Origin of the sequence: Pseudomonas sp. NBRC 111133, assembly GCF_001320605.1 — a bacterium.
Classification (GTDB): domain Bacteria; phylum Pseudomonadota; class Gammaproteobacteria; order Pseudomonadales; family Pseudomonadaceae; genus Aquipseudomonas; species Aquipseudomonas monteilii.
In genome coordinates, this window is sequence record NZ_BCBJ01000133.1 from 1 (window position 1) to 20,812 (window position 20,812).

At 56.7% G+C, this 20,812-nt stretch carries 28 protein-coding genes and 1 pseudogene; 14 read left to right on the forward strand and 15 right to left on the reverse strand.

Annotated features, from left to right (window positions below):
• Positions 1–301 precede the first annotated feature (301 nt).
• Positions 302–1,441, forward strand: a complete 1,140-nt coding sequence (locus APH36_RS28120) for a glutathione-independent formaldehyde dehydrogenase (protein WP_016711392.1) — start codon at positions 302–304, stop codon at positions 1,439–1,441.
• Positions 1,442–1,532: 91 nt separating this feature from the next.
• Here the strand turns inward: APH36_RS28120 and APH36_RS28125 are convergent, their stop codons facing one another.
• The 3 genes and pseudogenes from APH36_RS28125 to APH36_RS32920 form a co-directional block, all read right to left on the reverse strand.
• Entirely contained in the window at positions 1,533–1,781 is a 249-nt protein-coding gene (locus tag APH36_RS28125; protein WP_016711391.1) for a hypothetical protein, read from the reverse strand.
• 77 nt (positions 1,782–1,858) lie between these two features.
• Complete coding sequence (locus APH36_RS28130; RefSeq protein WP_016711390.1) at positions 1,859–2,323, reverse strand: hemerythrin domain-containing protein; 465 nt, start codon at positions 2,321–2,323, stop codon at positions 1,859–1,861.
• Between the two features lie 90 nt (positions 2,324–2,413).
• Positions 2,414–4,168, reverse strand: a pseudogene (locus APH36_RS32920) (glycoside hydrolase family 15 protein).
• Between the two features lie 340 nt (positions 4,169–4,508).
• On the opposite strand from APH36_RS32920, the gene APH36_RS32230 reads away from it, so the two are divergent.
• Entirely contained in the window at positions 4,509–4,649 is a 141-nt protein-coding gene (locus APH36_RS32230) for a hypothetical protein (protein WP_016711387.1), read from the forward strand.
• 27 nt (positions 4,650–4,676) lie between these two features.
• Here APH36_RS32230 and APH36_RS28140 read toward each other — a convergent pair whose 3' ends face one another.
• The 3 genes from APH36_RS28140 to APH36_RS28150 are packed head-to-tail and all read right to left on the reverse strand — an operon-like array spanning position 4,677 to position 6,150.
• Positions 4,677–5,120, reverse strand: a complete 444-nt coding sequence (locus APH36_RS28140; RefSeq protein WP_016711386.1) for a DUF421 domain-containing protein — start codon at positions 5,118–5,120, stop codon at positions 4,677–4,679.
• A 9-nt stretch (positions 5,121–5,129) separates the two neighbouring features.
• Positions 5,130–5,636: a hypothetical protein gene (locus APH36_RS28145; protein WP_029380193.1), complete on the reverse strand. Its 507-nt coding sequence runs from the start codon at positions 5,634–5,636 to the stop codon at positions 5,130–5,132.
• Positions 5,637–5,646: 10 nt separating this feature from the next.
• Positions 5,647–6,150, reverse strand: a complete 504-nt coding sequence (locus tag APH36_RS28150) for a CinA family protein (protein WP_016711384.1) — start codon at positions 6,148–6,150, stop codon at positions 5,647–5,649.
• Positions 6,151–6,303: 153 nt separating this feature from the next.
• On the opposite strand from APH36_RS28150, the gene APH36_RS32235 reads away from it, so the two are divergent.
• The gene (locus tag APH36_RS32235; protein ID WP_162998278.1) at positions 6,304–6,465 is read left to right on the forward strand and encodes a hypothetical protein; all 162 of its coding nucleotides are present in this window, start codon (positions 6,304–6,306) and stop codon (positions 6,463–6,465) included.
• A gap of 53 nt (positions 6,466–6,518) precedes the next feature.
• On the opposite strand, the gene APH36_RS28155 is transcribed toward APH36_RS32235, so the two are convergent.
• Positions 6,519–7,376: an SDR family oxidoreductase gene (locus APH36_RS28155; protein WP_016711383.1), complete on the reverse strand. Its 858-nt coding sequence runs from the start codon at positions 7,374–7,376 to the stop codon at positions 6,519–6,521.
• Positions 7,377–7,572: 196 nt separating this feature from the next.
• Between APH36_RS28155 and APH36_RS28160 the strand changes: the two genes are divergently transcribed.
• From APH36_RS28160 to APH36_RS28185, 7 genes are all read left to right on the forward strand, one after another.
• Complete coding sequence (locus tag APH36_RS28160) at positions 7,573–8,097, forward strand: hypothetical protein (RefSeq protein WP_016711382.1); 525 nt, start codon at positions 7,573–7,575, stop codon at positions 8,095–8,097.
• 32 nt (positions 8,098–8,129) lie between these two features.
• The gene (locus APH36_RS28165; protein ID WP_016711381.1) at positions 8,130–9,185 is read left to right on the forward strand and encodes a peptidase M42; all 1,056 of its coding nucleotides are present in this window, start codon (positions 8,130–8,132) and stop codon (positions 9,183–9,185) included.
• A gap of 103 nt (positions 9,186–9,288) precedes the next feature.
• Positions 9,289–9,573 (forward strand): DUF6555 family protein, encoded by a 285-nt coding sequence (locus tag APH36_RS28170; RefSeq protein ID WP_029380192.1) that lies wholly within the window; start codon positions 9,289–9,291, stop codon positions 9,571–9,573.
• A 45-nt stretch (positions 9,574–9,618) separates the two neighbouring features.
• Positions 9,619–9,777, forward strand: a complete 159-nt coding sequence (locus APH36_RS32240) for a hypothetical protein (protein WP_004573942.1) — start codon at positions 9,619–9,621, stop codon at positions 9,775–9,777.
• Between the two features lie 16 nt (positions 9,778–9,793).
• The gene (locus APH36_RS28175) at positions 9,794–10,018 is read left to right on the forward strand and encodes a DUF2188 domain-containing protein (protein ID WP_004573944.1); all 225 of its coding nucleotides are present in this window, start codon (positions 9,794–9,796) and stop codon (positions 10,016–10,018) included.
• A complete protein-coding gene (locus APH36_RS28180; RefSeq protein WP_004573945.1) occupies positions 10,015–10,440 on the forward strand; it encodes a hypothetical protein in 426 nt (141 codons plus the stop codon). Before APH36_RS28175 ends, APH36_RS28180 begins: the two co-directional genes overlap by 4 nt.
• A 90-nt stretch (positions 10,441–10,530) precedes the next feature.
• Positions 10,531–10,965: a response regulator gene (locus APH36_RS28185; RefSeq protein ID WP_004573946.1), complete on the forward strand. Its 435-nt coding sequence runs from the start codon at positions 10,531–10,533 to the stop codon at positions 10,963–10,965.
• Here the strand turns inward: APH36_RS28185 and APH36_RS28190 are convergent.
• Positions 10,962–11,378, reverse strand: a complete 417-nt coding sequence (locus tag APH36_RS28190; protein WP_004573947.1) for a low affinity iron permease family protein — start codon at positions 11,376–11,378, stop codon at positions 10,962–10,964. The genes APH36_RS28185 and APH36_RS28190 overlap by 4 nt on opposite strands.
• Positions 11,379–11,544: 166 nt before the next feature.
• Between APH36_RS28190 and APH36_RS28195 the strand changes: the two genes are divergently transcribed.
• The gene (locus APH36_RS28195) at positions 11,545–12,879 is read left to right on the forward strand and encodes a sodium:proton antiporter (protein WP_004573948.1); all 1,335 of its coding nucleotides are present in this window, start codon (positions 11,545–11,547) and stop codon (positions 12,877–12,879) included.
• A gap of 15 nt (positions 12,880–12,894) precedes the next feature.
• Here APH36_RS28195 and APH36_RS28200 read toward each other — a convergent pair whose 3' ends face one another.
• Positions 12,895–13,275: a response regulator gene (locus tag APH36_RS28200; RefSeq protein ID WP_004573949.1), complete on the reverse strand. Its 381-nt coding sequence runs from the start codon at positions 13,273–13,275 to the stop codon at positions 12,895–12,897.
• A gap of 183 nt (positions 13,276–13,458) precedes the next feature.
• Here APH36_RS28200 and APH36_RS28205 point away from each other — a divergent pair, with 183 nt between their 5' ends.
• Positions 13,459–15,006 (forward strand): sensor histidine kinase, encoded by a 1,548-nt coding sequence (locus APH36_RS28205; RefSeq protein ID WP_004573950.1) that lies wholly within the window; start codon positions 13,459–13,461, stop codon positions 15,004–15,006.
• A gap of 376 nt (positions 15,007–15,382) precedes the next feature.
• Here the strand turns inward: APH36_RS28205 and APH36_RS28210 are convergent, their stop codons facing one another.
• Positions 15,383–15,601, reverse strand: a complete 219-nt coding sequence (locus APH36_RS28210) for a general stress protein (RefSeq protein WP_004573951.1) — start codon at positions 15,599–15,601, stop codon at positions 15,383–15,385.
• 201 nt (positions 15,602–15,802) lie between these two features.
• The gene (locus tag APH36_RS28215) at positions 15,803–16,201 is read right to left on the reverse strand and encodes a response regulator (RefSeq protein WP_004573952.1); all 399 of its coding nucleotides are present in this window, start codon (positions 16,199–16,201) and stop codon (positions 15,803–15,805) included.
• Between the two features lie 266 nt (positions 16,202–16,467).
• Between APH36_RS28215 and APH36_RS28220 the strand changes: the two genes are divergently transcribed.
• Entirely contained in the window at positions 16,468–16,746 is a 279-nt protein-coding gene (locus tag APH36_RS28220) for a hypothetical protein (protein WP_004573953.1), read from the forward strand.
• Positions 16,747–16,802: 56 nt separating this feature from the next.
• Here the strand turns inward: APH36_RS28220 and APH36_RS28225 are convergent, their stop codons facing one another.
• The 3 genes from APH36_RS28225 to APH36_RS28235 are packed head-to-tail and all read right to left on the reverse strand — an operon-like array spanning position 16,803 to position 19,609.
• The gene (locus tag APH36_RS28225) at positions 16,803–18,128 is read right to left on the reverse strand and encodes an SDR family oxidoreductase (protein WP_016711376.1); all 1,326 of its coding nucleotides are present in this window, start codon (positions 18,126–18,128) and stop codon (positions 16,803–16,805) included.
• Positions 18,129–18,160: 32 nt separating this feature from the next.
• Positions 18,161–18,394 (reverse strand): PLD nuclease N-terminal domain-containing protein, encoded by a 234-nt coding sequence (locus APH36_RS28230; RefSeq protein WP_014859183.1) that lies wholly within the window; start codon positions 18,392–18,394, stop codon positions 18,161–18,163.
• Positions 18,395–18,406: 12 nt separating this feature from the next.
• Positions 18,407–19,609: a zinc-dependent alcohol dehydrogenase gene (locus tag APH36_RS28235; RefSeq protein ID WP_016711375.1), complete on the reverse strand. Its 1,203-nt coding sequence runs from the start codon at positions 19,607–19,609 to the stop codon at positions 18,407–18,409.
• Positions 19,610–19,889: 280 nt separating this feature from the next.
• On the opposite strand from APH36_RS28235, the gene APH36_RS32925 reads away from it, so the two are divergent.
• Positions 19,890–20,201, forward strand: a complete 312-nt coding sequence (locus APH36_RS32925; RefSeq protein ID WP_016711374.1) for a hypothetical protein — start codon at positions 19,890–19,892, stop codon at positions 20,199–20,201.
• Positions 20,202–20,327: 126 nt separating this feature from the next.
• On the opposite strand, the gene APH36_RS28245 is transcribed toward APH36_RS32925, so the two are convergent.
• A complete protein-coding gene (locus tag APH36_RS28245) occupies positions 20,328–20,711 on the reverse strand; it encodes an NUDIX domain-containing protein (protein WP_016711373.1) in 384 nt (127 codons plus the stop codon).
• Positions 20,712–20,812 lie beyond the last annotated feature (101 nt).

The window sequence follows — 20,812 nt, forward strand, 5'->3', positions numbered from 1 at the left end:
TTCCCTAGGCCTCATCGAGACCTTGAGCAATATAACGTATGAGATCTAGCGCGGACATTTACTATCAGCAATGCTATAGATGATGGTGGCTCCATCGATGTCAAATCCAGTGTGCAATCTGGCACTGTATTCAGAGTCTCGCTTCCAACCTCATAGCTCACGCGATCCCTGTTCCGGTGGGAGCGACAGCATTTAGCGCCACCGGTCTGCCTCTACAATCAACACGATGAACGTACTGACGTTGGATTCACCTGAACAGAGTAGGGCGCTTTTCCGTCGCCCCTGACTTTGGGAGTTCAACATGAAAGCCATCGTGTACAACGGCCCACGTGACGTCGCGGTCAAGGATGTTTCTGACGCAAAAATCGAGAAGCCCACCGACGTACTGGTGCGTATCACCACGACCAACATCTGCGGTTCTGACCTGCACATGTACGAAGGCCGCACGTCTTTCGAGACAGGTCGAGTTTTTGGCCATGAAAACCTCGGCGAAGTGATTGAGGTGGGCGCCGGAGTCGACCGGGTCAAAATTGGTGATCGCGTCTGCCTGCCATTCAACATCGGCTGCGGGTTCTGTGAGAACTGCGAAAAAGGGCTCACGGGATTCTGCCTGACAGCCAATCCCGGTTCTGCCGGCGCCGCTTACGGCTTTGCTGAGATGGGGCCCTACCAAGGCGGTCAGGCGGAACTGCTCCGCGTTCCGTATGCGGATTTCAACTGCCTGGTGCTGCCTGAGGACGCCCAGGAACGAGAAGATGACTACGTCATGCTCTCGGATATTTTCCCTACTGGTTGGCATGCAACTGAGCTGGCCGGACTGCTTCCTGGTGAGAGCATTGCGATTTACGGCGCAGGGCCTGTTGGCCTGATGGCGGCGCATTCGGCAATCATCAAAGGCGCGTCCCAGGTTTTCGTCATCGACAACCAGCCGGATCGCCTACAGCTTGCCGCGCAGCTTGGGGCAACTCCCATCAACGCAGTCGAGCAAAGAGCAGTGGAAGAGATCATGAACCTTACCCACGGCAAAGGCACCGACCGGGGCTGTGAGTGCGTCGGTTACCAGTGCTGCGACAAGCATGGCCATGAAGCGAACTACCTCACCATGAACAACTTGGTCGCTTCAACCAAGGCCACTGGCGGCATCGGCGTGGTTGGGGTGTTTGTGCCAGAAGATCCTGGAGCGAAAAACGAACTGGCGAAGGAGGGCAAGATGGCCTTCGACTTCGGTGCGTTCTGGTTCAAGGGCCAACAGATCCGGACAGGTCAGGCGAATGTAAAGGCCTACAATCGCCGCCTGGCAGAGCTTATCCATCATGGGCGCGCCAAGCCCTCGCATATCATTTCCCATCGTTTGAAATTGGCCGAAGGCCCAGATGCCTACAAGCACTTCGATGCGCGGGATGATGGCTGGACGAAAGTGGTGCTCAAGCCTGCTGCGTGATCCGCTCTCACTGCTTCCAGGGACGGAAGCTTGGTGAGAAGGGCAACCTGCATGTTTTAAAGCAACCCTTCACCGGCTTGTCAGGGCGTTATCACCCGGCAATTTCCAGTTGCGTGTTCTTCCGCCACCCTCGCAGATTCATCGCGCAGAGGCAGAACTGTAAGATGATCAGAGCCCAGGCTTGTGCTTGCCAGCCCCACACAGCCCACAGCACGTTGCTTGCGATGAAACAGCAGAATCCAATCTTTCTTCTACCCGGACGGCGCGAACCGATGCACCAGGCTGCCAGCACGGTCATCACCATGGCAGGCCATTCAAGTAACCCAATCCAATATTCCATGAAACCTTCCAAATGATGATGGGTATCTGAAGCTAATCACCTGCCAGCTTCCAGAGAGCTGGCAGGTGATGGCTCCACTAAGCGGCTCGGCGCTCGCCCTTGAGCATCTTTTTCTGCATTTCCATGGTTTGCCCAAGCTCCTCGAGGATATCCTTGCTGAGCAGCTTCTTCGCGGTGGGGAAGAGCTCGCCTTCTTCTTCCTCGATGTGATGCTCCAACAGCTCTTTCATGACCTTGACTCTCCCGGCGAATTCGACGGTGCCGGTTTCGGTATGCAGCAGGTCGGGTAGGACGAGGGAGTCAACAGTCCGGTGTTCTTCCTTGGCCTCGTAGTACATTTTCGCTTCTTCCTTGCCACCCGCTTCCTTGATGGCCGGATATAGAATTTCTTCTTCGAGCGCGGTGTGAATCTGCAGCTCCTGCTCGATCCTGTGGAGTAGATCGGCCCGTTTTTTCACTGCTCGCTCGGTGGTGGTCGACAGCTCTTCGAGCAGCTTCTTTACCAACTTGTGGTCTTGAATCAGTAAGTCGATAGCGTTCATGGCGTTACCTCATCACGGATTGGATGTAAGAACTTGCCTCTGGTTGAGTAGCCGCTAAGCGAGACGGTTCAACGCAGATGATGGCTGGCGTCATCGTTCAGGATGGCAACCTCCAATAGCCATTGCGGCTTTGAGGGCTGCCAGGTGAGTCAAGCCCTGAGGAAGGTTGCCCAGATACTGTCCAGTCTGCGGATCGATCATCTCCGAGTAGATGCCTACCCCGTGTGATAGCCCTTGCAAAGCATCTGCATAGGCGGCTACGGCATGTTCTTGCTGGCCGAGGATTGCCGAGGCTTCGATCAACCAGAATGTGCAGGCCAGGAAGCAACCTTCCTCTTCCTGTGCATCGGTGTAGCGATAATGGAAAGCGCCCGCCCCCAGATCATGGTCAATGGCTTGCAGTGTGCTGCGCATACGTTGTTTGCTGGGGTAACCGAACCTGACCGCCAGTGCCAGTGAGGCGTCCAGCCGGTCGCTGTCTGGATAGAACAGGTAGGCTTGGCGCTCCTCGCTCCAGCAGTGCGCCTCGATCCATGCCTGGATGCGCTGGCGCTCGCGATCCCAGCGTTCCCGGCAGGTGGTGGGAAGGTGGCCGCCATCTGCCAGTTCGATGGCCCGGCTCAAGGCTTGCCAGCAACTGATCTTGGACATCGTGTAGTGCTGCTTTTCCGGCAACTCCCAGATACCGGCGTCCTGCTGACGTCAACAGTCGGCGCACTGGTCGGCAAGGCCTGAGAGGAGCATGGCGCTCGGGGAATCAAGAATGTTGCCGCTGTCGATGAAGCAACGGGCGGTTTCGAAAATGTCGCCGAACACGCCATGCTGCAGCTGGTCGCGCGCGTCGTTGCCAACGACTGGAGGCGAGTTTTTGTAACCAGGGAGATCAACCTGGCGCACGCAATCACCAATGGCCCCGTCCAAGGTATAAAACACCCGTGGCCCATGTTCACTCAGGCGGCGCAGCAACCAGGTGAAGGCAGCCTTGGCTTCCGGCTGTGCGCCGATGCCCAGAAACGCTTCGATGGTGTAGCTGGCGTCGCGTATCCAGGCGAAGCGGTAATCGTAGTTTTTGCTGCCACCAATCCGCTCGGGAAGGGATGAGGTCGCTGCCGCCATGATCGAGCCACTTGGAGAGGACAACAGAAGCTTGAGGGCCAGCGCATTACGGACTACATGGTTTTGGTACGGGCCGTCGTAGACCAGCCCCTTCGACCATTGGCACCACTCACTGTGCGAGCCGTCGATGCGTTCATCGATCAAGGCCAATGGGGGCACCACCAGGGGCTCATCTCGTCCTGCGATGATTGCGACCACTGAGCGTTGTCCTGCTGCAAGGCTAAGGACAGCACGCACGCCCATGTCATCCTTGCGTTCGATGTGCACCTGATGGTCGTGCAGGAACATGCCGAGTATTCGGCCCGCATGAAAAACGCAGGCATTGTCATTCGGCGCCACGTAGGGGCTTACCGTGTCGGCTTGGGTTCCGAAGTCGATGGCTAACTCGAAATCGACCGTACCCTCGACACATTCGAGGCGCCTGGCAAGTTCGGCCCAAGGTAAACGCCCAGCGGGGCCACTGTTCAAGGACTCGGTCAGCCGCGCACGACCCTCGTGGGTGATGAAGAGTGTCTCGAGGACGTTGCTGCCTGGCAGGTAGCGCCGCTCAGCAACGAACGGCTCGTTGGGGGTAATGGAAAAGTAGCCTCCTGTTTGCGGAGCCAGCAGCTTGTCGAACAGGGGAGGTGAATCCATGTGCGGCACACACCACCAGTCGATGGAACCGTCCAGACCAATCAGTGCCACGGAACGCCCATCCCCGAGTGCACCATACTGCTCCAGGGGCAACCAGCCACCCTCATCTCGCTCAGGTGCACCCTGTTGAGCTTCTACCGGTTCTCTTTCCATCGGTGTGCCTTCGAGATCATGTGTTCTGATTCCGACATGGCTATCTGGCGTCTGGTTCGTCTTATGTGAGCGTTGCGCAAATAGAGGGAATTTAGGATTGGCATGAATATCTCATGTAAAGCGGGACACAAGGGAGCTTTGTGCCCTCGCATTACCCTGCAAGGAACAAGAACAAAAGGGGGCTTACATGAGTTGTCTGATTTGCGCTGGGCAAGCTGAGTCCGTCGAATGCACCGGTGGATGGGAAGAGCGACGCTGTTCTAAATGCGGCTGTTACCGAATGTCCCAAGCGCTCATTCTGGTGATGATGGAAGAGGGTCAGATTTTTGATACCGAGCGGATGCGGGCCTGGCTGGTATCCCGGCGCGAACTGATGCCCATCCCTACCATCGACCATAGCCAGGCGATATTTGCACTCTAAAAGGCCTGAGAGGTGGAGCTCCGTGCCTTATTCGGCAGGAATGATCGAAATCTTTCCATTGCGTTCGACGATAGCGAACTTTACCTGCTCAATGTTCTCGATGCCTTGGCTGTCCCGCGCTGACTCAAGGATATCGTCCTCCGTGAGTCGTGCGCGACGCATGCGGTGATGCAGGAAGCGCCCATTTTCAACAACCAGGGTAGCGTGCCCATCCAGAAACCTGGCCAAGGACTTGGAGTTGAGCTTCGCGAGTGAAAGGCCGACGTCCAAAACGATCAGCGTGGCAATTACCAGCATGGCATTGGTGAATGAAAAATCCTCGCCCAGAAGTGCCTGCTGGGTGGCTTCCCCAATGATCAGCAACAAGACGAAGTCAAAGGTCGTCAGGTCGGCCAGTGAGCGCCGTCCGGCTACGCGAAACAGCAGCATAAGTGCGACGTACATCCCGGCTGCGCGGAGGATCGAATCCATGACGCACTCCTAGGGGTAAAGGAATGTGGAGAAGTGAACGGCGCTTTCAGGGCCAGCCCTGACGCTGCCCTCTAGAGTGCCTACGTGCTCATTTCGAAGGGTCAAGTACAAGGTGGCGACCCCATCTTGCTTAGTACCCAATTGGAACAGCATGGCCTGGCCATGCGACATCGACTGTTGTGGCTCCGGTTGCAACGTCTCGATACTGGCGTCACGGAGCAATGATCCCTCGAGTTGCACCTCCACCGGCTGACCAGGGATACCCTGAACGGTGATGAAAAGGCTGTCCGTCGTGCCGCTTCGGCTGAGGCGCTGGTACTCAACCCGTACCCGTCCATTCGGGCTCACCACCTCCGCATCGCTCAATGGGCCATTACCGAACAGGCCTGCCAAGGCAAGCAATACGATGGCCACGAGCACGTACCACCCCACGCGCTCGAAGCGCCAAACACGCTGCTGCATCGGCATGTCTTCTTTAACAGGATGACGCCTGGATAGCAGTTCATCTTCCGACATGATCACCCCCTCAGGCGCGCTCACCGCGTAGCCAGCGCTGGTGATAGTGGGAAAGCCGGGTCAACCCGAACAGGGCACCTTGGCGCATGACTTCAGGCCGCTCGCCGAAGAAGCGTTGAGTGCGCGTGAAAACGGCAATTGGCTCGCCGGCGAAGGCCCACGCAAAGCACATCGTCCCCGGTGGTATCCCGGATTCGGGCGCCGGCCCGGCTATACCGGTGGTGGCGATCACCACATTCGCATCGCTGTCCCTCAAGGCGCCCAAGGCCATTTCCCAAGCTACTGCTTCGCTGGTCAGGCCGTATCGTTCGATGGTTTCGGCGCTGACCCCCAGCAGCCGCTTCTTGGCGCTGGGTGAGTAGACGACATAGCCGCTTTCCAGCACCTTTCCGGTACCCGGTACCGCCGCCAACAACGCCACAAGGCAGCCTGCAGTGCACGATTCTGCTGTGCTCAAAATCAGTTTGTTGTTTTTGAGATAGCCGAGGGCGGACAGTACAGGGTCGTTTTCCATTCCAGAATCGACTCGCTTGTTTTGCGGTGGACGCGAGCCTGGGGTAATTGGTTCATCGCCCGTGTTGCCCGCCCATCTCCTGAAGTGTCACTGACCTGAACTTTGCCCCGTAGATTGGCTTCCCTTGTTCAAAGGCAATGGGAGGAGAGCAACATGAAGAAAGTGAGCGTCAGCCAAAAAGAAGGTGCGCAGACAAGGCCGCATGGGGAAGAGGAGCGAGATAACGATGCTCATCGTCCGGATGGATCCACCGGCACATCACATGACTCGACAGCGCAAAAAACGGCCCGTGATCACGATCAGCACAAACGCTGAAACTGCCACGCAAAAAGAGAGTCAGGCTCGCCAGCACGGCGAGCCTCTTTTCACTAGAGGATCGGTTTGCCGCCAGTCACTGCGTAACGTGAGCCACTGATGTAACTGGCTTCGTCGGAGCCCAGCAGCACGTAGATCGGAGCGACCTCCACCGGTTGTCCGGGACGACCCAATGGTGTTTTGGAACCAAAGTGTGTAACCGCTTCCTCTGGCATGGTGGAAGGAATTAGAGGCGTCCAGATAGGCCCTGGCGCAACGCTGTTGACCCGAATACCTTTCTTGCCTAGCAACTGAGCCAGGCCAGCAGTGAAGTTGGCAATGGCCCCCTTGGTCGTGGCATAAGCCAGCAGGCTGGGGGATGGATCGTCGGAATTGACCGAGCTCGTATTGATAATCGAACTGCCCTTGGGCATGGAAGGCAGGGCCGCCTGGCAAATACGGAAGATGGCGGTGATGTTGGTATCGAAAGTCTTCACCCATTCGTCATCGTCGATTTCCTCCAGGGTTTCGTGGGACATCTGGAACGCCGCGTTGTTGACCAGGATGTCGATACGCCCGAACTGGCTAACGGTCTTTTCGACGATGTCGTAGCAGTGCTGTTTCTGCGCCAGGTCTCCGGGCAACAGCAGGCATTGACGGCCTGCGGACTCAACCCAGCGCGCGGTTTCTTGCGCGTCTTCATGCTCATTCAGATAAGCGATGGCGACGTCGGCGCCTTCACGGGCATAGGCAATCGCCACTGCCCGCCCGATGCCGCTGTCTGCTCCGGTGATGAGTGCAACCTTGCCTTCGAGGCGATTGTGGCCGGTATACGACTGCTCACCACAATCCGGGTAGGGCTCCATCTTGCGCTGTGAGCCAGGGACATTTTGAGGCTGCGAAGGGAAGGGCGGGGTAGGGAAGTCTCGCATGGTAGAAGCTCCTGCAGTTGAGAACGTTCATACCGGTTCGAAAGGCCCTGCCTCCTCGTGTTGGTTTCAATCTGCGGTTGGTACGACGAGCGGTGCGGGATATCAATCCAATTGAATTCCATGCCCCATCGCCTGTTCTACCGGACTCAGCTCCAGTCTCATCTCTTCGCTCGGAGCCCAATATCCGGAGTAGCGAGTGCCTCGAATCATTACCCCAACGACCCCTGAGCACGAGATCAGCGAGCACAATGCCAGGATGTTTGGCTCTCCTAAGGAGCGTCTGGATTTTTACCGGCGTGAGATCCAGTACGAAACCAGCATCCTGGCCAACCGCACGGATGCCTACCTGGCGGCTCAGTCATTCCTGGTCATCGCCTTCGTTTCCTCCATGGGGAACCTCAATCAAGGATGGGGCGAGATGTTCACACTGATCGTGCCCGCTTTCCTCGCCTTGCTCGGGGTACTGAGCTCGCTCAACGCCTGGCCTGGCATTCGGGCGGCCTACAACATCATCGATCACTGGCAGCTCAAACAGAGCCACCTACTGCGCAGCGAGCCGTTGATGGGGTTGGCTTACGACGAGCCGCCGCTTTTCTGTGAGGCGGAAACCTCGCGTGCAGGGCATCGAAAGTCATTGCTGTTCTCGCTACGGACGCCGTGGATCTTTCTGGTGTTCTGGGTGTTACTGGGTAGCTACTCGGTTTACATCCAGCTGGCCTGAACACGTCTGCGTGCGAACATGGGGGTAACATTTTGAAGACTGAGGCATTACTGACCGAGCTCCTCAACGCCCGAGGGCCGGGCGGACAAGAAGATGAAGTACGGGCCATTTGTCTGCGCGAGCTGCGCCTATTCTGTGATGACACGCACATCGACCCTGCTGGCAATGTGGTGGGGGTAATTCGTGGGGGCCGCGCTGGTAGCCCAGAGGCAGCCATACGCGTTATGGCCCATCTCGATGAGATCGCGATGATCGTCAAAAATGTGCTGGAGAACGGCACCCTGGAGGTGCTCGCTCTAGGGGGGGCGCAACCGATAAGCTTCGGCGTGTGCCCTGTCGATATCCTGGGCGATGAACACATCCTGCCGGGTGTTTTGTCCTACGGTTCAATGCACAACAGCGGTCGTACTTCGAATGGAAGAGACGTGTTGGCAGGAAATGTTCAGTGGAAAGATGTCTATATCGTCACGCGCAAGAGCAAGTCAGAGCTCCAGAAGCTTGGCGTTCGGCCTGGTACTCGAGTCGTGCTGAGTCAGCACTGGCGTAAGCCCTTCAAGGTACATGACTGTATTGCCGCTCACTTCCTCGACGACCGAGCTCCGCTGAGCGCTGTCATTCTCTGTGCGAAGCTACTGAGTGAACGGCGAGAGAAACTGAAGCAAGACGTTTGGTTCGTGCTTACGACGCTGGAGGAAGAGTCGAATGCCGGCGCCATGTACGCAGCTTCCCGGCTGCCCGGCGACACCACAATCGCTGTCGAGGTCGGCCCTGTACTTGAGGAATATGGCACGGAGCTTTCGGCCAATCCGATCATCAATACCGGCGACCAGAAGGGATACTACAGCCGCACCGTGGTGCAGGGCCTGATCGCCGCTGGCCTAAAGGCCGGTTTTAAGCCCCAGTCGGCATTGCTCGTCGATTTTGCATCCGATGCAAGCGCGGTGATGAGCGCCGGGATCGATGCCCGGGCTGGTTGCATTGCGATACCCACCGAGAATACCCATGGCTTCGAAATGGTGCTTCTGGAGGGGATTACGGCCTGCGCTGAGACCTTGTTCGAATTTCTTACAGGTAGTCAGGACACATAGCCCCGGCGCGTCGACTATGCGCAGTGGCTTACCACCTGCCATTTCGATGGAATTATTTCTTCCTTGGTTTGCTCAATAACGCATGACTAGGGAGGGAATTCTGGTGATCGGACAGCAACTCTATGTAATTGAGTACGAGCTTCACAGTGAGCCTCGGACATTCATTATCCGTCTGGAGAAAATGGACAACGGCGCCGCATGGCACTGGGCCAGCTGTGATGCCGGCGTGGGCATCATTCCGCGTTTCAGTCAGCAGAACATCAAACTGGTCAGTCGCCCGATGGCTGAGCGGTATGGCATTGCCAAGGTGAAGTGGAGGCTGGCTGGAGAGGGCCCCGAATTCGTTCCGCAACCTATCGATGTCGGCAAATTCTCAGGTGCTACCTAAGGGGCCTGAGACCGGTATTCCATCAACGTGCCTGGAGGTGTTGCCATGCAGCCTAAAACCGAAGGCTCTGAAGAAAAAGGCCCAAGCGACGTGCCTTTCATTAACGATCCGGAAAAGCCCACGTCGCCGCCACTGAATGACGCTGATGCCACGGATGCGGCTGAGCCTGAAGAAGACCTTCAGGACGATGGCCAATCCCTTTAGAGAGGAGAACCAGCTGATGGATAGTTATCACCTCAGCCCGACTTCGGATGGCTGGGAATTGAAGAAAGTCGGTGCTGAGCGAGCCTCAAAACGAGCCGCCACGAAGCAGGAGCTTGTCAGTGTCCTTGCAGATGTCTTCGAGGATAAGACGGCGTCCGTGAAGATCCACAAAGCGGACGGCACTCTCGAGGAGGAACGCACCTATCCACGTTCAGCTGACCCGCGCCGTAGCAAAGGTTGAAGACTATAACTGCCTGTGACCTCGACATTGAGGTCACGGATGCCCTTGGCGTGTTCAGATGGTTGTTGGCCAGCTTTCTCATGGGGAAGCGCATCCGCGCCACCGTAGCAGTGCAGGCGTACCGGACGCTTGTCGATCAGCAGGGCCTGGATACGCCGATTAAGCTTGCCCAGACTTCTCATTCCACGCTGGTCAAACTCCTCGGCCAGGCCGGCTATGCGCGCTACGATGAATCCACTGCCCGACGACTGCATGATCTTGGCAACAAGGTAGAAGTGGAACTGGTTGCCCAACTTGAGGCACTGCAGGAGGGGTCAGATGCTGAGGGATTTAAGCGCTGGCTACTGAGTTTAGAGGGCGTAGGCCCAAAGACCGTGGAGATTTTCATGCGTGAAGGCTTGTCCCATTTGACGAAGTTGTAAGGCCATTGAGTTTGGTGGCCTTTAGCCCCCATCGACGCATGTCCGGAAGAGTGAAACACTCGACCATTGGATTACGTACTGGAGAGGGTGATGAAGCTCGACATTGAGGGTTTGTCGCTGTCAGGGAAGACAGTAGTTGTCGTAGAGGATGATCCAACGCTTCAAGCCCTTCTGGTGGAAATCCTGATCGAGTTGGGCGCCACCTGCGATGCGTTCGATAACTCAGAAGATGCTTTGATTCACTTGATGGGACTCAAGAGCGACTGCTCGTTGATCGTTGTCGATCACGGTGTTCCGGGAAGCATCAAAGGTATGGAATTCATCTCCATGGCACACGAAAGGTGGCCTGGGCTACCCGCCATTCTGACCTCGGGCTATCAGCTGGATGCTTCTCAGGTCACACCACCTGTTACCTACCTCTTCAAGCCGTGGTCGATAGAGGAGCTCGCTCAAGCTATTGACCAAGCGCTTCCCCCTGCAGACGTACCTTCAACTCTTCTGCTGGGCCACCAACAAGGTCTCTAGCGCTGTAGGTTATCCCGAGCCACATCGTCCGTCTGATGCTCAGCAGGCGCCTGATGTTGGGGATCACATTCGCTGCCCATCGCCTGATATTGCTTGCGAAGTTTATGGATTTCCCGGTTATCGAGCGCTTCGAGATCCAATACCGACTGCTCCGCAGATTTCGTAGCGCGAATCAGTTCGTCGAGCTTCACGTGGATGATGTCGTTATCCCGGTTCTGGGTGTTCTGGATCAGGAAAACCATCAGAAATGTGATGATGGTGGTCGACGTGTTGACGATAAGTTGCCAGGTATCATTGTAGTGAAACCAGGGCCCAGAGGCCGCCCAAATGGCAATCAACACCACGGCGATCAAGAAGGTGCTCGGCTTACCGGCGTGGTTGGCGAGCCATTGGCAGAACTGGGCGAATTTCATGACGTAATCTCCACTGCGATCTATAGGGTTTGACCGCAGTGGAGCGCTGAAATCTTTTTTTACATTTCACCGAGGTATTGGGTGAGCCCACCAAGCGCAGCGGAACGACGTGGCCTGCCGGAAAGTCAAAAAAATACTCGAAAACTTTCCCAAGGCTTCTGCACAGATGACCTTCATCGTCTGGTTCGCCATGCTGGGCGCAGTCTTGCTGCTGCTCGCACTCTCATCCTCCTACCTACGCTGGATCCCTGTGACCTCGTCTGTAGTGTGCCTTGCCCTGGGCATCGTCCTGGGGACATCGGGGCTGGGTTTTCTTCAACTGGACGTGAGCAAGTCGAGCGAGTGGATGGAGCACCTCACAGAAGTCGCGGTGTTGTTTTCGCTGTTCTTCAGTGGTTTGAAATTGCGCCTGCCCTTGCACAACCGCCGTTGGTGCAGCGCCTTTTTTCTAGCCGGGCCGGTGATGTTGCTCTGCATCGGTGGGGTAACGCTGGTGCTGCACTACGGCCTGAACTTGGGGTGGGGCGTCTCGCTACTGATCGGAGCGATCCTCGCACCCACTGACCCCGTGCTCGCAACCCTGGTGCAGGTGGTTGATGCCCGGGACGATGATCTTGTCCGTTTCAGCTTGTCGGGTGAGGCAGGGCTCAACGACGGCGTGGCGTTTCCCTTCGTCATGCTTGGACTGTTCCTGCAACAGGACAATGGCCAGACTTGGTTCAGTGACTGGTTGCTCAAGGACATGCTGTGGGCAGTAACCGCAGGTCTAGTGCTTGGCTACTGGATGGGGCGCGGCCTGGGCAAGCTCACGCTGTTCTTGCGTCTGCGCAACGACGACAGCACCGTCTCGCCCAATGACTATCTGGCCCTTGCCCTGATTGCGTTGGCATACGTGAGCGCCGAGTCGATACAGGCTTATGGGTTCCTCGCGGTGTTCGCTGCGGGACTTGGTTTACGTCAGGCGGAGGTGCAGACCGCCAATAGCCCTGAAGCGCCGGCTGCTGAACATTTGGTACAGCCTGTGGTAGGTCACCAGCACGTGGCACCGGAGCTAGCAGTCAAAGGCGATCTGAAAGGGCTCGACGACTCGCAGGTAGCAGCGGGGATCATGTTGGGTGACATGTTGGCGTTCGGTAGCCTGATCGAACGGGCAATGGAAGTATTTCTGGTGACCCTGCTCGGGGTAGTGCTCATTGAGCATTGGGACTGGCGGGCAGTGCTTGTTGCCGGTGCTTTGTTTTTTGTCATTCGCCCCATCAGCATCCTGCTGTTCCCGGCTCGAGGAATGCTGGATATCCGCCAGCGTGGACTTTTAGGGTGGTTTGGCATCCGAGGTATCGGCAGCTTCTACTACCTGTTCTATGCCCTCAATCATGGGCTGCTTCCCACCTTGGCCGCGCAAAGCATCAACCTGGTGCTGTCCGTGGTGGCGTTGAGCATTCTGCTGCATGGGTTGAGCGTTCAACCGCTGCTAGCCAAATACGAAGCATGGAAGGGATAGGCAGTGTTCTTTGGATCAGGTTTCAACTTGCGGCGGGAGCGTTACTAATTTGTTGATCAGCGAGGCGAGATCAGAAATCTCCCAAGGTTTGGGGAGAAATGCTGTCCGAGCAGGCAGCAAACCGGTGTCGATTATTGCGTCGCCCGAAGTCAGAATCACTGGCAGGGTAGGCCATCGACGCCAAATCTCGTGTGCAAGGCCTAAACCGTCCATGCTTCCAGGCATATGGATATCGGTCATCACCAAGCTAGGGACTTCCTTATTGCAAAGGTAATGCAACGCCTCGTCAGCATTTGCGCAGCACGTCATAGCAACGGCGTAGAGTGACGAGAGGCTCTCGGCAGTTAGGTCTCTTAGGAGGTCGTCGTCTTCCACAATGAGGATGGTTTTCGGCATGTAGGGTTTGCTCGCGGGTCATATGCATTAGGGCTCTGGGCCTCTACGCCGTTGCTACTGGGCGATGAGTGGTGCGCTAGGCGCCGTCATGGATTAGCGGCTATGGTAGGAAAGCGGTAAGCGAACCGCCTGTACGCCCTGAAAGGATTCTGGGCGTTTCCCGTTAATCCGGAAGGGAAGACTATGCAGCAGCTACCAGTGGACGAAACAATCCGAGCGGCCTTGAAAAAGACTCATACGCGCTTGCACCGCCAACATGAGCTCGTGGTCGAGTTTGGCGTAATGTCCCTGAAGGCTGCGGACTTGGATCTGTTGCTGACCCGTGCATGTGAAGTAGTCGCTGAAGGAATGTGCACTCGTTTTTCCAAGGTGCTCCAGCCAGCAGAGGACGGGGAAGGGTTTGTTCTGACCCATGGCGTTGGCTGGGATGCTTCTGACATCGGGCGGGCAACCGTGGGCGGCGATGTGGCTAGTCCCGCAGGCTATGCATTGGCCACCTATAGGCCCGTACTCTCGAATCATTTGGGTATGGAAAATCGCTTTCGAACGCCGGAACTGCTCAAAAAATATGGAATCGAGCGGGCCATCAATGTCCCGATCCGGGGTGTGCTCAGCCCGTTTGGTGTACTGGAAGCCGACAGCAGCAACGGGGACGATTTCGTAGAGAGCGATCTGGTATTTCTGGAAGGCATCTCGAACGTCATTTCCATGGCTGTCGAAAGAATATCTGCAGGCGTGGATGTTCCAGTTCCCGACCCTTATTCCGAGACCATTCTGAACGCAAGCCCTGACTGGGTGGATATCCTGGCCCCGAGCGGCGAGATCGAGTTCATGAATGAAGCCGGGCTGAAATTCCTGGATACCCAACTGACCAGTGTTAAAGGTCAGCGATGGTATGACTTGTGGCCTGAGGAGTCGCGATCACTTGTTTGGGAGGCGGTAGCTAAAGTTAGCGCTGGCGAAACCATGAGGTTCGAATCGTACTGCCCAATCGCTCCCGATGAACCCAAATGGTGGGACGTGACTGTGGCGCCAATCATGGGCACGGATGGTCAGGTCGAACGGATCATAGCGGTATCACGGGATATCACTGAACGGCACCAGTACGAAGCTCAGCTGCTCTCTCTCATTGAGGCGCAGAACAGCAGGCAAAATCGAAGCGACCTTTATCTCGAAGAAATCCATCATCGCGTCAAAAATAGCCTCCACCTTGTAAACACCCTGCTGTTACTTCAAGCCAATCTCACGCCAGATGCGGCTGTTAAGTTGCAGCTCGAAACTGCCGCAGGGCGAGTGGTGACCATTGCCAGTGTTCACGAGAGACTATACCAGGCCGCCGAAGACCAAGAAGTACGCGCTCGCGATTACCTAAGTGCCCTGTTGGGTGATCTGGGCAAGGCTTTGGCCGACCGGCAAATTCTGTTGGAGGCTGACGACTTCGTCCTGCCACCTGAAAGAATGGCTCCCTTGGGGTTAGTGATCTCTGAGTTGATCACCAACTCCCTTAAGTACGGCAAAGGATCCATAGAAGTGATCGTCAAGCATGCCGGCGATCATGCTCAGCTCACCGTCAGGGATGAGGGCGACGGCTTTCCTGATAATTATCCTAAGCCGACAGGTACGGGGCTTGGCATGCGATTGGTCAAAAGCTATTCCGGCTACGGTAGCGCGGCAGTGGTGGTTGATCGGCAGGATAGTAAAAGTTGTATCCATGTACGCTTCAAACTCTAGGCGCGCCTGCGCACACCGATGGCACTTAGCCAAATGCGTATAGTCGTAATCAGGCTGATTCGAGACCTGGAATCATCATTGGAGGAGTAGGGGATGCGTAACTGGGGATGGCTGATGACTGCGGTAGGCTACGCTGGGCTTTCAGGAATGTTAGCCATAATCGGCGCTGCGGTTTCAGGGTTTCATAACCTCACTAGCCAGATGCTAGGGGTGAGCCTATTGCTAGCGGCAGCGTCATTGGCGCTGGTGCTTGTTGGTGGTCGTCTTCGAGCGAGAAGCAAACCCTTGTTGCCCATTTCGCTGTCTCCTTAAGACCGCTTTCATTTTCTCAAAAAGTGGCCAGAGTGCCAGGCACCCCGGCCAGCCTCATTTCAAGTTACCGGTTTTCGCTACCGCGCCCGCCGCCGTGGCTGTTTTGACCGCCTTTACGGCCTGCCTCTGAGGCGCGCTCACGGTCGTTGGCAAAATTGCCGCCTGAACTCTGCCCGCCTTTGCGACCTGCCTCCGACGCTTTCTCGCGATCATTGGCAAAATTGCCAGGATTGTTCTGAGCAGTACCACCTTGATGGCCACGATTGGTTTGGTTGTTAGCCATGATCTTTCACCTCATGTCGTCACACAGGAAAGTCTGTGTTCAACTCGGACGTCGGGGCGTGGGGTGTTTACTCCGTGGGTTCTTGCCGAGGCCGACGGGTTGCGCGAAAGAACTGGTGCAGGCGTGTGTGGCGTCCTTAAGCTTTGTTCGCGAACGTTTGGGAAGGATCAAGCTCGCATCCCGTCTGCAGACGCCGAATTTTCAGCCTCCGCCGGCGTGGTTAAGCTGAGCGCAGAGCAGTTCCTGGAGCTGGGTTATTGGCCACGGCTTAGGAAGGAACCGGGCACCTGGCGGCAACACTCTCCCTGCAAATTCGTAGTATCCGCTCATGACAATGATGCGCGTCTGAGGTTTTTGCTGGCTTGCCATCCAGGCAAGATCGACCCCATTGAGTGAACCAGGCGTTTGCACATCCGTTATCAGCAGCGTCCAATTTTGCTTCCTCAACGCCTCATTGCCGTCATCGGCAGTCGCCACCGCTGTCACCATGGCCCCCCATTCTTCCAGGTACAGGGTCAAAAGCTCTCGAATCATGGGTTCGTCCTCAACGATGAGAACAGTTGGGCGAATTATCTTCGCAGCGGAAAGCAGCTCTTTCATATGGGTACTCGGACATGCGGCTGCAGGAAGGGAGGGACATCCAGGTCTGCTTGCTTTCTTCCAGCAAGACGTAGCAGCGCGCCATCACTACGACATCGCCAGCGTTCAAGAAATTCACTCCAACTTGAGTCAGTGCCGTCCATACCCATCCGTGAGCGGAACCATAACGGGGCGACCTTCTGGACACATCGACGCCGCTGACACCGCTTTACTGAACCTCTGGAATCTTCGTGACTCAACCCTCCATCAGCGTGTGAGGCCTCCTGATGCGAACGTTCGAGAAAAACCTCTCTGCCGCCCAATTGCTGAAGCTCAACTGTCTGGCAGACTGGTACCGCGTGCTGAAAAGCAGGGCCTTCCGAATGGATTCGCCAGACGAATATCATGACGAATTGCTTCGCCAGGCCGATGAGATGGATCGTCGAGGGATTATCTGCTGGCAGGAATGGCGCGATCTTCGTCTGGAGGCTGACGCTGCTTACTTGAGAGCGGTAGCAGGGGAGGACTATCGCCCGGTTAATCCCACGAGCTCGTCAGCAAAGTAGGGATCGAACGTGATCTCGCAATGAAACCATGCTCATTCTCGGTACGCAGACCTCCTCTAGCTATCCCTGCGTCGTGAATGTGTGAGTGTAAAACCTACAAGGATTCCCAGCGCCGCTGCGCCGATCAGCAGCGGCGTTTTGTCTTTCGGCTTTCTCCAGCCTCCGTCGATACCCCTCCGGCCACTTGGAGGATCAAAGAGGTTGCCTGATGATGCTTCGGCTATGGGGCTGCGATTTATCCCCCAGCGCGTCAGCCTTCCTGACAACAGAGGCAGGCCTGGTATCAGGTAGCTGGCCAAATGCGCGAGGCGCGCCGCAGCGCCAACCGTGGTGTGAGCACGAGGCAAGATTGCGCAGGCCACCATAGCCTTTGCCACCATCTCGGGATCGTATACGGGGCCTGGCGGTGTCAGCGTATGTCCGGTGTAGTTGCCACCGTCTCGGAAGCCAGGTGTGTCCATGACTGCTGGATAGATATCGCAGACATGGATGTTGGGATATTCAGTCAGCTCGCCTCGCAATGCCTCGGTCAGTCCACGTAAGCCGAATTTGCTCGCCGAATAAGCGGCGGCGTAGGGCTGGGCCACCCAGCTGCCCAGCGACAGCGTGTTGATCAGAATGCCGCTGCCCTGTGCCTTGAAGAAGGGAAGGGCGACGTAGGCACCTAGCAGGTAACCGATCAGGTCAGTCTGGATGACCTGCTCGTGCGCCTCCAACGGCGTTTCTTCGAAATTGCCGACCGCGCCGACCCCGGCATTGTTGACCCAGATATCGATCCGTCCATGTCCAAAGTCTGCGGCCTGAACGGCAAGCGCTTGAACTTGGTCGCTGTGGGTAACGTCGGTCGTGATCGCTATGGCATCCGTACCGCAATCGGTGCATTCATCCAGCACGTCGAACAACGCCTCTTCATCGCGTGCGGCGAGTACCAGGCGAGCACCTTTGCACGCAAAGGCATGCGCGGCGGCTCGGCCTATGCCGCTGGATGCGCCGGTGATGACCACGACCTTGCCGCGCAGAGGCCCTTTGAGCGGAGCGCCACGGACAGGCGCTTCTCGTTGCGCACCCGAGGCGCTGAGGTCAAGGGGGGCAACGGTTTCGCTGGCCTCGATCCGCGAGAGCTCAAGAGAGGTGCCATCGATCAGGGTCAACGTCAGCCCTTCCACCGTGCCTGCCTCCCGGTTTGGAAATACGGGCTCACCTTCGGCATCCAGGCTGTCGTAGATGAAGCGCGTACCTTCGAGCCAGCCCACGGCGGTGAGAAGTTCAGGGCCGAGATAATACTTCCCGTCTTGAAAGAAGCCTGGAAACTGATGAGCGCGCTCCACGTTTTCCACGCGATAGCGTTCGCCTGATTTCATGCCTGTCGCTTGATCGATCATGTTGAAACCCCTGTAAGTGGAGCTCGGAGATGTCAGCCTTTGCTGTGCTCGTCGGAAGTGGGCCCGGTACCTCGCTTGATACCGCGCGGGCCAGCAACGCCCCAGATACCCAGGCCAACCAGCGGTAGCGCGACGATCAGCAGGGCCCAGGCCGCTTTCACTGCATCTGACTTGTCGCTTCTGAATACGCTGACGATGGCCCATAGATCGATGAGCAAGAGGATTGCCGCCACGGCAATCCAGAAGTAGCTGGCGAGACCGTTCATGTGCTTGCCTCCTTACACGTAGTCAGGGCCCAAGGTGCCTGCTGCCGCGCCTGGCACGAGGATGACCTTGCGGCAGTTGTCCTGCTTCTGATCGAACATCTTGTAGCCCATGGCCGCTTCTTCGAGGGCCAGGCGGTGGGTGACGATCAGCTCTGGTTGCAGGCGACCTGCTTCGATGTGTTCAAGACGTTCAGGCAAGTATTTCTGCACATGGGTCTGGCCCATTTTGAAGGTGAGCCCCTTGTCGAAGGCATCGCCGAACATGAAGGCGTGGATGAAGCCGGCGTACACACCTGGAACGCTGACAATCCCACCGCGTCGCACCGCAGCAATGCTCTGGCGCAGCGCCTTGCCACTGCTGCCTTCGATCTTCAGCGCCGTCATTACCGTTTCGGCGGTGCTGCCTTTGGCCTCGAAACCGACCGCATCGATCACCGCATCGACGCCGCGCATGCCTGGCGTCTGGCGGATTATGCTGTCGGCGGGATCGTCGTCTTGCTCGAAATTGATCGGTATGACCCCATAGGCCTCTTGTGCGTAGGCCAGGCGATAATCGTTGTCGTCGACCATGAAGATGGTCTGAGCGCCGAGCATTCGCGCACAGGCGGCGCTCAGCAAGCCCACAGGCCCGGCACCATAAATCGCCAGCGATGAGCCCTGGCCAATCTCGGCATTGATGACCGCCTGCCAGGCGGTTGGCAGAATTTCCGAGAGGAACAGCACCTTGTCGTCGGCCAGCGTGGTGGGCACTTTGAACGGGCCGACGTTGCCCTTGGGCACCCTGACGTAGTCCGCTTGGCCGCCAGGGATACCGCCATAGAGATGGCTGTATCCGAACAAAGCGGCGCCCGGTGGAATGCCCTTTTTGTTGATGATCGAGCCACGACCTGTGTTGGTGGTTTCGCAGGCAGCAAACAGATCGTGCTGACAGAAGAAGCAGCTGCCGCACGCAATCACAAAGGGAATCACCACGCGGTCGCCGATCTGGAGATTGGTGACTGCATTCCCGGTGTCTTCGACGATGCCCATGAACTCATGGCCGAAGATATCGCCCGCTTCGGTTTCTGGAATTTTGCCTCGGTAAAGGTGCAGGTCAGAGCCGCAAATGGCTGTGGCGGTGACCCTGAGGATAATGTCGTCTTCTTGCTCGATGATCGGGTCAGGGACGTTATCGACCCTGACGTCGTGTGCTCCGTGGTAGGTCAGTGCTCTCATGAATGTCAGCTCCTGCAGCCGCGTAATTTCGTGATCGGTATGCAGGGGAAGCCATGGCGGACAGCAAAGTTCAGACCAACAAGGCAGGCGGTACTGATTCGCTGCCTATCCGAAAGTTGGCTGAACCAATCGGATCACATCGATATCAGAGCGATCCAAATGGAGCTGCTGGGACGAATCGGTGGCCATCCATCATAATCGGCTGTTCGCAAGGGCTAGCTGAGAGAATCCCAAGCTCGGGGGCTCCAACCGTTCCGCTTTAAAGCTAAAGGGGGCTGGCATGCGAATACGTGGTGATGTCTTCTGGAAGTGGGCTGCCCCCGCGCTTGCCCACCGCAGTTATGATGAAACGCTGGACGACGGAACCGCTATAGAAGTCCAGACGAGGTTGTCACGAACCGGAGCCACCCAGGTTTTTCTCGGGGTTTATGCCGCGAGTGGAATGCCCCTTCACGAAGAGGCGTTTGCTGCCATGCCGGGCGAATCGATGAATCGTGCGCTGGCTTGGGGGATAGGACGGGCCAAAAGCCTTGCCAATGAGCCAAATAGGAAAGCCATTAAGCGACCGCCATTCAGTACGATGGCGGAGTAGGCAAGCCCAGCCAAAGCCAGAAAATTTCTCCTCGTACCGATACTTTTCTTGGGACGGGCAAGTTTTCTGATCGATACTCATTAGTGCTGCTGCCTATCGAACATCAAGCTCCTTGGCTGATTCAGGCTATTCGTTAGCGGTGATTATTCCTTCTCGTCTTAGCAGATCTACGTTGGTTGGCTTGACTGAGGTTTTGGTGATTTCCTGGATCGAGAACCAGCGACACTCCACTATCTCGTGCGAAGGTCGAGGCATCATGCTGGCCGGAACGGCCATTCGGTACAGCCAGTGCTCTTCCGCTTGGAGCACGTGATGCCCCAAAAACTGAGCGTCAGTCAGTTCTAGGCACGTTTCTTCCCGTAGTTCACGACGTGCCGCTTCAAGCTGCGTTTCGCCAGGATCGATTTTGCCGCCAGGGAGTGACCACTGAGGTGCCTCCTTGCGTACAAGCAATACCTTTCCTGCCTGCAGGCAGATGACGGTGGAATGAAGCTCTCTCGACTGATTCATCAGTTGTCCTCCCTTTGACGGAAGGCCGTCTTGTTGAGGCGGAGTTCACTTCATGTGTCAAAAGGTAGGAACGCGATCTCAGCGTCCAGTTGGGCTAGCTG

Coding starts and splice junctions, on each gene's coding strand:
- APH36_RS28220 (WP_004573953.1), top strand. CDS start 16,468: ATGCGAACGTTCGAGAAAAACCTCTCTGCCGCCCAATTGCTGAAGCTC.
- APH36_RS28200 (WP_004573949.1), bottom strand. CDS start 13,275: ATGCCGAAAACCATCCTCATTGTGGAAGACGACGACCTCCTAAGAGAC.
- APH36_RS28215 (WP_004573952.1), bottom strand. CDS start 16,201: ATGAAAGAGCTGCTTTCCGCTGCGAAGATAATTCGCCCAACTGTTCTC.
- APH36_RS28230 (WP_014859183.1), bottom strand. CDS start 18,394: ATGAACGGTCTCGCCAGCTACTTCTGGATTGCCGTGGCGGCAATCCTC.
- APH36_RS28205 (WP_004573950.1), top strand. CDS start 13,459: ATGCAGCAGCTACCAGTGGACGAAACAATCCGAGCGGCCTTGAAAAAG.
- APH36_RS28140 (WP_016711386.1), bottom strand. CDS start 5,120: ATGGATTCGATCCTCCGCGCAGCCGGGATGTACGTCGCACTTATGCTG.
- APH36_RS28130 (WP_016711390.1), bottom strand. CDS start 2,323: ATGAACGCTATCGACTTACTGATTCAAGACCACAAGTTGGTAAAGAAG.
- APH36_RS28245 (WP_016711373.1), bottom strand. CDS start 20,711: ATGAATCAGTCGAGAGAGCTTCATTCCACCGTCATCTGCCTGCAGGCA.
- APH36_RS32925 (WP_016711374.1), top strand. CDS start 19,890: ATGCGAATACGTGGTGATGTCTTCTGGAAGTGGGCTGCCCCCGCGCTT.
- APH36_RS32235 (WP_162998278.1), top strand. CDS start 6,304: ATGAAGAAAGTGAGCGTCAGCCAAAAAGAAGGTGCGCAGACAAGGCCG.
- APH36_RS28195 (WP_004573948.1), top strand. CDS start 11,545: ATGACCTTCATCGTCTGGTTCGCCATGCTGGGCGCAGTCTTGCTGCTG.
- APH36_RS28225 (WP_016711376.1), bottom strand. CDS start 18,128: ATGATCGATCAAGCGACAGGCATGAAATCAGGCGAACGCTATCGCGTG.
- APH36_RS32230 (WP_016711387.1), top strand. CDS start 4,509: ATGTCCCAAGCGCTCATTCTGGTGATGATGGAAGAGGGTCAGATTTTT.
- APH36_RS28150 (WP_016711384.1), bottom strand. CDS start 6,150: ATGGAAAACGACCCTGTACTGTCCGCCCTCGGCTATCTCAAAAACAAC.
- APH36_RS28185 (WP_004573946.1), top strand. CDS start 10,531: ATGAAGCTCGACATTGAGGGTTTGTCGCTGTCAGGGAAGACAGTAGTT.
- APH36_RS28155 (WP_016711383.1), bottom strand. CDS start 7,376: ATGCGAGACTTCCCTACCCCGCCCTTCCCTTCGCAGCCTCAAAATGTC.
- APH36_RS28210 (WP_004573951.1), bottom strand. CDS start 15,601: ATGGCTAACAACCAAACCAATCGTGGCCATCAAGGTGGTACTGCTCAG.
- APH36_RS28145 (WP_029380193.1), bottom strand. CDS start 5,636: ATGTCGGAAGATGAACTGCTATCCAGGCGTCATCCTGTTAAAGAAGAC.
- APH36_RS28125 (WP_016711391.1), bottom strand. CDS start 1,781: ATGGAATATTGGATTGGGTTACTTGAATGGCCTGCCATGGTGATGACC.
- APH36_RS28190 (WP_004573947.1), bottom strand. CDS start 11,378: ATGAAATTCGCCCAGTTCTGCCAATGGCTCGCCAACCACGCCGGTAAG.
- APH36_RS28235 (WP_016711375.1), bottom strand. CDS start 19,609: ATGAGAGCACTGACCTACCACGGAGCACACGACGTCAGGGTCGATAAC.
- APH36_RS32240 (WP_004573942.1), top strand. CDS start 9,619: ATGCAGCCTAAAACCGAAGGCTCTGAAGAAAAAGGCCCAAGCGACGTG.
- APH36_RS28120 (WP_016711392.1), top strand. CDS start 302: ATGAAAGCCATCGTGTACAACGGCCCACGTGACGTCGCGGTCAAGGAT.
- APH36_RS28175 (WP_004573944.1), top strand. CDS start 9,794: ATGGATAGTTATCACCTCAGCCCGACTTCGGATGGCTGGGAATTGAAG.